At 37.6% G+C, this 11160-nt stretch carries 8 protein-coding genes; 7 read left to right on the top strand and 1 reads right to left on the bottom strand.

The genetic code is table 11. The features are described from left to right. Positions 1–261 precede the first annotated feature (261 nt). The 6 genes from V3565_RS02615 to ileS all read left to right on the top strand — a co-directional run bounded on the left by V3565_RS02615 (position 262) and on the right by ileS (position 8298). The gene (locus V3565_RS02615) at positions 262–537 is read left to right on the top strand and encodes a hypothetical protein (protein ID WP_455478756.1); all 276 of its coding nucleotides are present in this window, start codon (positions 262–264) and stop codon (positions 535–537) included. Positions 538–1021: 484 nt separating this feature from the next. Next, a complete protein-coding gene (locus V3565_RS02610; RefSeq protein ID WP_455478908.1) occupies positions 1022–1855 on the top strand; it encodes a porin in 834 nt (277 codons plus the stop codon). Positions 1856–2021: 166 nt separating this feature from the next. Further along, positions 2022–2849, top strand: a complete 828-nt coding sequence (locus V3565_RS02605) for an outer membrane protein (protein ID WP_455478755.1) — start codon at positions 2022–2024, stop codon at positions 2847–2849. Positions 2850–2983: 134 nt separating this feature from the next. Next, complete coding sequence (locus V3565_RS02600) at positions 2984–3820, top strand: outer membrane protein (protein ID WP_455478754.1); 837 nt, start codon at positions 2984–2986, stop codon at positions 3818–3820. 137 nt (positions 3821–3957) lie between these two features. Next, complete coding sequence (locus tag V3565_RS02595) at positions 3958–5130, top strand: outer membrane protein (protein WP_455478753.1); 1173 nt, start codon at positions 3958–3960, stop codon at positions 5128–5130. Positions 5131–5382: 252 nt separating this feature from the next. Beyond that, complete coding sequence (gene ileS, locus V3565_RS02590; protein WP_455478752.1) at positions 5383–8298, top strand: isoleucine--tRNA ligase; 2916 nt, start codon at positions 5383–5385, stop codon at positions 8296–8298. Positions 8299–9057: 759 nt separating this feature from the next. Here the strand turns inward: ileS and V3565_RS02585 are convergent. Beyond that, complete coding sequence (locus tag V3565_RS02585; RefSeq protein WP_455478751.1) at positions 9058–9504, bottom strand: nucleoside deaminase; 447 nt, start codon at positions 9502–9504, stop codon at positions 9058–9060. A gap of 255 nt (positions 9505–9759) precedes the next feature. Here V3565_RS02585 and V3565_RS02580 point away from each other — a divergent pair, with 255 nt between their 5' ends. Then, positions 9760–11145, top strand: coding sequence for a pseudouridine synthase (locus V3565_RS02580; protein ID WP_455478750.1), 1386 nt, complete (start codon positions 9760–9762; stop codon positions 11143–11145). Positions 11146–11160 lie beyond the last annotated feature (15 nt).

Here is an 11160-nt window from a genome sequence, read left to right as displayed (position 1 = left end):
GCTAGAGAAATGAGTTGGATATCCACGTGTAGTTTGATTTACACACAAATGTGCGTCGTGTCTTCATTAATTGAGCAAATCAGTACTTTTTGTGTTAGCGCATCTAAAAAATTTCATCGATTTTGAATCAAAGTATTACAGAGCTCTATTTTAGCAAGGGCCTTTAATTTTTTTATCTATAATAATTGCAATTTTTTATGGAAATTTCAAATTGAGCGCTATCTTAAATACATTATGGATATTAAATAGAAAGGTAAGTCTATGAATATGAGATATCTTATTACAGTTTCTGTTGTTGCTATGATTTATGTTGCTCAAGGAACCAGTCTTGTGGCAGCTAAAGGATTGATGCTTGGTGCAGTTTCTACTGTCTCTTCTGAAAGTTTTCAGAAGAATTTTTTCAATATTGCTGGTAAAAATTCACAGGTATCTTCTGATCTGACTCCTGTAGCGTATTCTTCTAAAAAAAGCTCTAAAAAATCTAAACAAAAAATAGGGCGACCTAAGTTATCTACACGAGTTCCTATGATTTTTTAATAAATATTAAATTATCTTTTAACAAATGGAGAGTCCGCTCCAAGGAGCATTATTCTACTCGTGATAGTTGGTAGGGTCCAGAGGAGCGGATTTGTTTTTACCGTGCTTCTTGTTTTAGGAGATGATGTGTGTTTGTGGTAGTTTGAGTAAATTGGTTTAGCTACAGAATGCAAAAAGCAGCTTTTTCATTTATTTCACAGTGTAAAAACTATTTTGAGAATTAGGAGGCGTATGGAAAATATTAAATTGTATTAAAAAATGATTAACACAGGACTGTATATTACATTTCAAAAATGAGTTAAGATAGTTCGGGTGTGTGTTCGTTTTTGAAGGTCATGTTGCGATCTTATATGATTTTGGTAGTTGTTTATATTTAAAGCGGATTTTCCATTTTTTTATGAGTGTGTTATTTTTGCTACAGATATCTGTAACTTGAGCGCTATATGAGGCTGTATGTTCAAATATCAGCTATTGGAGAAAAATGATGAATAGAAAATGGTTAATGACAGCTTCTGCTTTTGCTTTTATTTCAGCGTCTGTGGCAAATGCTGCGGATATTATGCTTCAACGAGAGCCATCACCAGTTGCGCCAGTTATTGTCGCCCCTACTTTTTCGTGGACAGGTTTTTACTTTGGTGGTCAGATTGGTGGTTTTTCCAGCAAAGTTGGCATGGATATTCTCAACAAAGACAGTAGCATGATGATTAGCGAAGATCTTCTTCCTAAATTATCAGGTTTTATAGGCGGTTTTTATGCAGGTTCTAATGTTGATCTTGGAAACGGCCTTATTCTAGGTGTTGATACAGATATCGTTTGGTCTGATAAAGACGATACTAAGGTGGGGAAAGCATATACAATTTCTCAAAATAATGTGGGATATGTTGAGAAGATATTAAAAGATGCAGGAATTAATGTTATCAAAGACGCAATTAAAGATGGTGATAAACGAGCTAGCAGTTTGACTATTAAAGGTAAGTGGGCTGGTGCTACACGAGTACGCGTTGGTTTTGCTGCCGATCGTATTATGCCTTATATTGCTGGTGGTATTGCTTATGCACGTCTTCAAGATATCCTGTCGATATCGGTAACACAAAAAGATAAGGATCATGTAATTGCTTCTGGTAAGTTGTCAGATGAAACAAAGGCGCTTGTTGGTTATTCTTTGGGAGCTGGTGTTGATTTAGCAATGGCTGATAATGTTATTATGCGTGCGGAATACCGTTACTCAGACTTTGGTAAAAAGAAATTTGCACATGATACACATGAAATTAGCTACAAGACTAATGATTTTCGTGTTGGTGTAGCTTACAAATTCTGATTTGTGACAAGATTAAATTTATAAGTTTTGCTGTAAAATCAAATTCCTAGGGAGCTTCGTTTTTTGCGGAGCTCTATTTTTTTTATAATTGTGTTATTTTTGCTACATATTTTTTTGTAAATAGTTGCATAGTTGTAATATTTATAAATTGGCTAGGAGAAAAAATATGAATGTAAGATGTTTACTTATGATTTTTATTATTTCTTTGACTTCAGTCTCTATCGTACAGTCTGCGGATTTTTCTACGGCTCCATCTGTTATTGTACCTGCATTTTCTTGGTTGGGTTTTTATATGGGTGGTCAGGTAGGTAATTTTTCAAGTAAGGTTAAGATCAATAATTTTAATAAAGAAGTTGGGTTGTTGAGTAAAGACAAGACACCTTTTCCTTCAGGCGTTATAGGTGGCTTTTATGCAGGTTACAATATAGGACTTGGACGTAATGTCGTTTTTGGGATTGAAACTGATGCAATTTTGGCTAATCAGGAAAGTATAAAAACGGTTTTTACAAGAGATCTTGACAACGATCCTGCGGCTCAGGATTTTAATGCACGATTTAGAAAAGCTGGCGTTTGCTTGATTTATGATGATGAATTTACACAGGAAGATTCAGAGGTTGGTTTTTTATCTTATAAAGAGAAATGGTCTGGTGCTGCGCGGCTGCGTGTTGGTTTTGCAACTGCTGGTCATATTATGCCTTATGTCTCTAGCGGTATTTCTTATGCGCGGATGAATAGTATCTTTACGCTTATGGGAGTAAGGAAACATGCTGATGATCCTGTAACTGCAACAAGATCTGCTCAGGTATTAAATGATACAACCACAATGGTTGGTTACACCGTTGGTGGTGGTGTTGATTTCGCGATGACTGACAATATTTTGTTGCGTGCAGAATATCGTTATTCAGATTTTGGTAAAAAGAAATTCAAAAATGATAATGCTGAGTTCCAATATAAGACCAATGATTTCCGTGTTGGTATGGCTTATAAATTTTAATTTGCTGCAAAATTCAATTGTTAAGTATTTCTGTTGGCAACAGAGTTTTGTTTTTTTTATGATTGTATCATTTTTACTACAGATTTTTTTATATAGCCGTGTAATTATACGCGGATTAATTAGGAGCAAAACTTATGAATATAAAATATTTAATGATGACATCTTTCATCTCTTTAATTTCGGCTTCTGTGGTGCATGCTGCAGATGTTATGGCCCCTCGTGAGGCGGCATCTCCAGTTGTTACGGCACCTGCTATTGATGTATCTGCATTGTCTTTGGCAGGTTTTTATGTTGGTGGTCAGGTAGGTAATTTTTCAAGTAAGGTTACTGCAAAAGATCCTGCAGTTTTGAGTAAAGACAAGACACCTCGTCCTTCTGGTTTTATGGGTGGAGTTTATGGAGGTTTCAACGTAGAATTGGGAAGTAACTTTGTTTTCGGTGTGGAAACAGATGCAGTTTGGGCTGGTAGAGAAGACAAAAAGATAGATTCTTCCAGATCTCTTGCTGCTGGTGATGATGTTAGGGATTGGAATGCACAAGTTCGAAGAGCAGGTATTACATTAGCGAAGGCTGATGAATTTGCTGAGGGCGATATATTGTCCAAAGAGTTTGCTTATAAAGAAAGATGGTCTGGTGCAACGCGTGCACGTGTTGGTTTTGCAGTTATCAACAGCTTTATGCCTTATGTTTCTGGTGGTGTTGCTTATGCACAGATGCAAGGTTCTTATTTATCTTTAGGAAAGAAAAAAGAAGGGAATAGTAAGCCGGTCTCTGTTAAGGAATCTGATGATAGAGCTACGATGGTTGGTTACACCGTTGGTGGTGGTGTTGATTTCGCAATGACTGACAATATTTTGTTGCGTGCAGAATATCGTTATTCAGATTTTGGTAAAAAGAAATTCAAAAAGTATCCAGTTGAATTTCAATATAGAACCAATGATGTCCGTGTTGGTGTAGCTTATAAATTCTAATTGAGTATAAAATAAGTTGTTAAGAGGCCCTGCTAAGAGCAGGGCTTTATTTTTTTTATAGTTGTATCATTTTTACTACAGATATTTAAAATAGGATGCCTTATATATAGTCCGTTTTGGATATTTGGAGATAATTTATGAATACGAAACGTTTAATAGCAGCATCTGTTTTTTCTTTGATTACGGCTTCCGCGGCTCAGGCTGCTGATGTTGTGGTTTCTCATCGTCCAGTGACCGCTTCTCAACCAGCTATTGTAGTACCTGATTTTACATGGACAGGCTTTTATATTGGTGGCCAAGCTGGTGGTTTTTCAAGTAAGATTGATATGAGTTTTATCTATAAAGATAAACCTATCCCACTGAGTAAGGACTTGTTACCTAGCCTTTCAGGTTTTGTAGGTGGACTTTACACAGGTTGTAATGTTGATCTCGGTGATAGTTTTGTTCTTGGTGTTGATACAGATTTCATTTGGTCTGATAAAAAGCACACAAAGACTATTTTGACAAGTGATTCTATATCCGGTAACGCTATAAAAGACAATGCAGTAGCAAGAGCTCGTAGATCAGCAGAGCGGATTGTCAGTGGAATAAGTACAACTAGGGGTTCCAGTTATTCGCATAGTGGACATCATGGAGCTGGTCAAGGTAGTGCGAATGAAAAGCCGCATGCTCTTTCTCAAGGACATTTGCATGCTGGGCATAGTGGTGGTAGTAGTTCTGGCACTCCGAGTGGCGGACAGAGTGGTTCTCCCCATGGTCATTCGTATGGTGCGTCCAGTGGAGCTGGGCACAGCGGTCATCAATATAGCGCACGAAATGTAACTGGAAGTAATGTACAAAATGTGTCTGATGTAGGAAAAAATGGAGTGTATGCAGCAAAGCAAATTCCAGAGATGGCTACTGCTTTTGGTTTGGATAATGATGAATTTAGAACTTTAAATCATACTTTAAAACAAAATTGGGCTGGAGCTACACGGGTACGTGTTGGTTTTGCTGCTGATCGCATTATGCCTTATGTTGCAGGTGGTATTGCTTATACACAATTTCAGGATACTTTGTCGATACCATCATTGATGGCATCTGAAAAATTGGATGCGGATAAGGTTTCTGCCAAGGATGTGGTGGATGAAACAAAAATGATGGTTGGTTATACCGTTGGTGGTGGTGTTGATTTCGCAGTACTTGATAATATTACAGTGCGTGCAGAATATCGTTATTCAGACTTTGGTAAAAAGAAGTTTGCAAAAGAAAAGTTTGAAATTAGGTACAAAACCAATGATTTCCGTGTTGGTGTAGCTTATAAATTCTGATTTTTGGTAAGATTAGATTGCTAAGAGGCTCTACCTTAGGTAGAGCCTTTATTTTTGATAGGATTATTTGAGGGTTTTCTTTCTTAATAGTTTCATGATAAAGCGTATGCAACGTTATAATATATCTTCTTAATCTCTGCTTAATACCAATGATCATTTCAGTTTTTCCCATGGATCAAAAAACCAAAATTGCAGGGTTTAAGGAAGTTATGCAAACAATGAAGTCATGAAAGTGGACGGGAATATTTCATAATGACTATGAAAAATGAAACAATGGATTATTCAAAAACTCTTTATTTACCACAAACAAATTTTCCTATGCGAGCGGGGTTACCACAAAAGGAACTTGAGCTGATAGCACGGTGGGAAGATATGAATCTTTATGCTCAATTACGTCAGCAAGCAAAAGATCGTCCGCTTTATATTCTCCATGATGGTCCTCCGTATGCAAATGGTAATATTCATATTGGGCATGCTCTTAACAAAGTTTTAAAGGATGTGATTGTTCGTTCATTTCAGATGCGTGGTTTTAATGCCAATTATGTACCTGGTTGGGACTGCCATGGACTTCCGATTGAATGGAAAATTGAAGAAAAATATCGTGCACAGGGCAAAAATAAGAATGATGTGCCTCTTAATGAATTTCGTCAAGAATGTCGTGAATTTGCACAGTATTGGATAACTGTTCAAAGTGAAGAATTTAAACGCCTTGGTGTTATTGGGGATTTTAGCACTCCCTATACAACAATGGCTTTTCATGCAGAAGCATGCATTGCGGGTGAACTGATAAAATTTGCTATGTCAGATCAAATTTATTGTGGTTCAAAGCCTGTGATGTGGTCTGTTGTTGAACGTACAGCTTTGGCTGAGGCAGAGATTGAGTATCATGATCATGAATCGGAGGTTATCTGGGTTAAATTTCCTGTTTTTGAAGCAAATTCTAGTGATTTATATGGTGCTTATGTTGTAATTTGGACAACAACTCCATGGACAATTCCTGGGAACCGTGCGGTTAGTTACTCTTCGCAGATTTCTTACGGTATTTATGAAGTTGAAAGCACAGAAAATGATTTTGGTCCTCAAGTTGGAGAAAGACTTCTTTTTGCTGATGCTTTAGCCGTGAGTTGTGCAAAAAAAGCGAAGCTTGTTTTAAAGCGTTTGCGTGCTGTTCTTGCCAACGAGCTGAAAGCTCTTGTTCTTTCGCATCCACTTAAAGGTTTAGCAGGAGGTTATAATTATAAGATTGCAATGCTTGATGGTGCGCATGTGACAGATAATGCTGGTACGGGTTTTGTTCATACAGCACCTAGTCATGGTCGTGAAGATTTTGAAATTTGGAATGCCTCTAAGCTTATATTGGAACAGGCAGGTATTGATTTTTCTATACCATTTCCTGTTGATGATGCTGGTTTTTATACGAAAGATGCTCCTGGTTTCGGGCCCGATCGTCAAGGGGGAGCTGCGCGCGTTATTGATGATAATGGTAAAATGGGTGATGCTAATAAAGAGGTTATTAACGCTTTAATTAAATCAGATCGCTTATTTGCACGCGGTCGTTTAAAACATTCCTATCCTCACAGTTGGCGTTCAAAAAAACCGATCATTTTTCGTAATACGCCGCAATGGTTCGTTTCAATGGATAAAGATCTTGGAGATGGTTCAACTTTACGCAGTCGGGCTTTGAAAGCTGTTTCAATGACACGTTTTGTACCACCTTCTGGTCAAAATCGTTTGTCTTCTATGATAGAAGATCGTCCTGATTGGGTTCTTTCTCGTCAGCGTGCTTGGGGAGTTCCAATTTGTATTTTTGTGAATGAAGATGGTATTATTCTTAAAGATGAGCGAGTAAATGAGCGTATTTTAAGGGCTTTTAAATCTGAAGGGGCAGATGCATGGTTCGCAGAAGGGGCTCGTGAACGTTTTTTAGGTGAACGTATGCATGAATCTTGGGTTCAGGTTCGCGATATTCTTGATGTTTGGTTTGATTCTGGAGCAAGCCATAGTTTTGTACTAGAAGATAGAGCTGACTTAAAATGGCCTGCTGATGTTTGTTTTGAAGGATCTGATCAGCATCGTGGATGGTTTCAGTCTTCTCTTTTGGAAAGCTGTGGTACGCGCGTTTGTGCACCCTATAAAACGGTGATTACGCATGGCTTTACTTTGGATGAGAATGGTAAGAAAATGTCTAAATCCTTAGGGAACACTGTTGTTCCGCAGGATATTATTAAAAAATCCGGTGCAGATATTTTTCGTCTTTGGGTTATGACGACAGATTATTGGGAGGACCAGCGTTTAGGTCAAAAAATTCTTCAAACTAATGTAGATTCGTATCGTAAACTGCGTAATGCAATTCGCTGGATGCTTGGAACTCTAGCGCATGATGAAAGAGAAGAAATACCTTATCGTGTATTACCTGATCTTGAAAAATTTATATTGCATAGGCTTTTTGAATTGGATCAGTTGATTAATCAAGCTTATAATGATTTTGATTTTAAAAAGGTTATGCGTGCGTTGCTTGATTTTTCAATCATTGAATTATCGGCGTTTTATTTTGATATTCGTAAAGATTCTCTTTATTGTGATGCACCTTCGTCAAAAAAACGTAAAGCTTCTTTACAGGTTGTTCGTGAGGTTTTTGAGAGAATGGTAACATGGTTAGCTCCGATGTTGCCTTTTACAATGGAAGAAGCTTGGTTGGAGCGTTATCCAGAAAGCTGCTCTGTGCATTTAGAGCAGTTTCGATCCGTGCGGCAAGAATGGCAAAACAAGTCTTTGGCTGAGCGCTGGAAAAAAGTTAGGCAGGTGCGTAAAGTTGTGACTGGCGCTTTAGAGCTTGAGAGAGCTAGTAAGAATATTGGGTCATCTTTGGAGGCGGCGCCTATTGTATTTATCTCTAATCCGGTTTTGCTGGAAGCGCTAGAAAATTTGGATATGGCAGAAATTTGTATCACGAGTGCTCTGACAATTATTCAAGACGTACCTCCTTCTGATGCCTTTGTTTTAAACGATGTTGAAGGTGTTGGCGTATGTTCAAGTAAGGCTTTTGGTACAAAATGTGCTCGATCATGGCGTTATACACAAGATGTTGGGAATGATCCAGATTATCCTGATGTATCTGCTCGCGATGCAGCTGCTTTGCGGGAATTACAGGTGCTTGGTAAAATTTAAGCGTTCTAGATCAGGCAGAAAGATGTAGAATTATAAACAACATATGTGTCCATATTACTATGTTAATTTTGTCGTTAATGAGTCTGGTTTTCTGCGATGGCAGTAAATTATGGAAAGGTTAATCAACTGTATTTTGAAAAAAGTGAAAAAGCAGCGAAAAAAGTAAAGTAAAAATAGTTTGAATACGTACTCTAACTGTGTGCTTTAGCCGAGAATGATTTGTCTTTTTTTATCGGCGGTATACAGGTAAGGTGGTCTTATTCTTTTGAAGATATTTTTAGCTTTATTTTGTTAATGTTGATACATAATGATAATAATCTTATTAAAAACTTGTGTTCTGATTTTGATCTTAACACGATTTATGATCATCCTAAAAAGATGTTTTTTGAGTGGAATGGCAATATTGAAGCGAGATATGGGTTGTAGTGCAATTTTTTTAAGAATTATCAGCTAATGAGTACACAGATATGAATAGTTCAGAAGGTATTTTGCAGTGAGATATAAAACAACAATAGCAATATTTCCCATTGTAAAAGGGAATAATGTAAAAGGTCTATAGCTTCACCTTTTTTGGGATACTTTAAGTTATCATCAATCTGCAAGAGTTACCCTTATATTAGCCAATAAGGTAAGAACATAGTATTAAAAGAGTGTAACAAAAAAACTTCTTTAAAAGTAGGATGTAGTTAAAAGAATTAGTAGGTTTTTAGAGAGGGGTATTTGGTTCGAAAGGGTGGTATATAGGCACAAGGATTGTCTTTAACATCGCTTTTGTATAAAAAAATCTTTAAGTAGTTTAGAGGCTTCTTGTTCCTTAAAACCGGAATAGACTTCAGGCCTATGATGACAGGTTGGTTGTTGATAAAAGCGTGGTCCATGTTCGATAGCACCACCTTTGGGGTCGTTTGCTGCATAGTAAAGGCGCCGTATGCGCGCAAATGAAATGGCAGCAGCACACATAGCACAAGGCTCAAGTGTTACGTAAAGATCGCAATCATGAAGTCTTTCGCTGTGTAACGTTTCACAAGCCATACGGATAACACGAATTTCCGCATGTCCTGTAGGATCGTATGCAGCTTTTATGCAGTTACTAGCACGTGCAATGATTGTTTTTCTGCGTGTAATGACGGCTCCTACGGGGATTTCATCTTTTTTTGCTGCCCATTGCGCTTCCAAAAGGGCTATTTCCATGGGGGTCAAAGTCATGTAGTGTTCTTTTTACGGTAGCATCTTTCATAAAAAAGATGCCATAAAGTTAGTGAGCTATCACCATTTTATAACAAAGATAATATTACGGCTTTTTAAAGTGTTTAAAACCAACTTGCAAGTAAACAGGTGTATTATTGCTGCCAAAGGATAGAAAATGCTCAATGATTGTGTTACTCCCATTTTTGGGGATAAGCGGTGTGGTATGTGTGAATAATTTACAAAATTTTGGAAAGAGGCTGGTGTAAATAATAAATGAATGAAAACAGTGAGAATGAGCGGATTGCTAAAAGATTGGCGCGTGCCGGTGTTGCGTCACGTCGTGATGCAGAGATGATGATTATCGCAGGTCGTGTTGTTGTTAATGGGACAATTGTAACGACGCCTGCTTTTAATGTTACTCGCTCTGATATTATTACAGTTGATGGTAAACCTTTGTCTCCTATGGAAAGAACTCGGTTATGGCTTTATTATAAGCCAGTAGGACTTGTCACAACTAACCGTGATCCTGAGGGTAGGCCAACAGTATTTAGTAGTTTGCCGAAAGGTATGCCTCGTGTTCTTTCTGTTGGCAGGCTTGATATTAATACAGAAGGGCTTTTGCTATTAACGAATGATGGTGGTTTAGCACGTATATTGGAGCTTCCTGTGACGGGATGGGTGCGTAAATATCGGGTTCGTGCTCATGGAAGGATAAAGCAAAGTGCGCTTGATAACCTGAAAAATGGTATTGCAATTAACGGTGTTTTTTATGGTTCGATTGATGCATCTATTGAGCGTGAACAAGGAGCGAATGTATGGCTTTCTTTGGCTTTGCGTGAAGGAAAAAATCGTGAAATAAAGAATGTTTTAGGTGCATTAGGATTATTGGTTAATCGTTTAATTCGTGTGTCTTACGGTCCATTTCATTTATCTAACTTGGAAGTAGGAGAAATTCGTGAGATAAAGGGTAGGATGTTGCGTGATCAATTGGGTGAGCGTCTGATTACGCAAGCTAATGCAGATTTTGATGCTCCTATTCTTAAGCCATTTTCAAATTCTACAGCTGTTTTAGAAAGACAAAATAATCAAACTCTTCCGATTACAAAGGATTGTTGGATTTCTTCGAGTGGGGGAGGTGTAAAGCATAAACGGCACGGTGTCTTTATTGATCGTGGTAAAGCACGATTAAGCACGAAACTAGATGAGAAATTGATACGTAAAAGTAAAAAAGAAGATGAAGGAGCTGAGCGTTTTTCGTCGCACTTTCGTCGTTCTAATGTTTGGATGGCTCCTGGTGCACGTCCAAAGAGTGTGCATAAGAAATCGTTCCATAGTAAAGACAATCACCATGCTTGTAAGGATGATTTATTTGAAAAGCAATCCTTTTTTCGTAAAGGTAAGGAACAGCCACTGGAAGGTAAGCTACAAAGAGACAAAGGAACTAGTTTTGATAAAAGACGAAGAAAAGCGCCATCTTTTAGTGAAGTTCGTGCTTATAGCAAGAAGGATCATTTTTTAAAGAAAGAATGTAAGTCTGCGAAATATAGTAGTAACGATAGTTCTTTTGAGAATAAGCGAGAGGCGGGATTACGAGAGGCGGGATTATATGATAATTCTATAAAACGGTATAAGCCTTATAGTGGTGGCGTAAAAACATAAAGGTTATAATGAGAG

This window comes from Bartonella sp. B10 (assembly GCF_053794435.1).
This window is presented reverse-complemented; position numbering and strand designations above follow the sequence as displayed.

Coding starts and splice junctions, on each gene's coding strand:
- V3565_RS02605 (WP_455478755.1), top strand. CDS start 2,022: ATGAATGTAAGATGTTTACTTATGATTTTTATTATTTCTTTGACTTCA.
- V3565_RS02610 (WP_455478908.1), top strand. CDS start 1,022: ATGAATAGAAAATGGTTAATGACAGCTTCTGCTTTTGCTTTTATTTCA.
- V3565_RS02595 (WP_455478753.1), top strand. CDS start 3,958: ATGAATACGAAACGTTTAATAGCAGCATCTGTTTTTTCTTTGATTACG.
- V3565_RS02615 (WP_455478756.1), top strand. CDS start 262: ATGAATATGAGATATCTTATTACAGTTTCTGTTGTTGCTATGATTTAT.
- V3565_RS02585 (WP_455478751.1), bottom strand. CDS start 9,504: ATGACTTTGACCCCCATGGAAATAGCCCTTTTGGAAGCGCAATGGGCA.
- V3565_RS02580 (WP_455478750.1), top strand. CDS start 9,760: ATGAATGAAAACAGTGAGAATGAGCGGATTGCTAAAAGATTGGCGCGT.
- V3565_RS02600 (WP_455478754.1), top strand. CDS start 2,984: ATGAATATAAAATATTTAATGATGACATCTTTCATCTCTTTAATTTCG.
- ileS (WP_455478752.1), top strand. CDS start 5,383: ATGACTATGAAAAATGAAACAATGGATTATTCAAAAACTCTTTATTTA.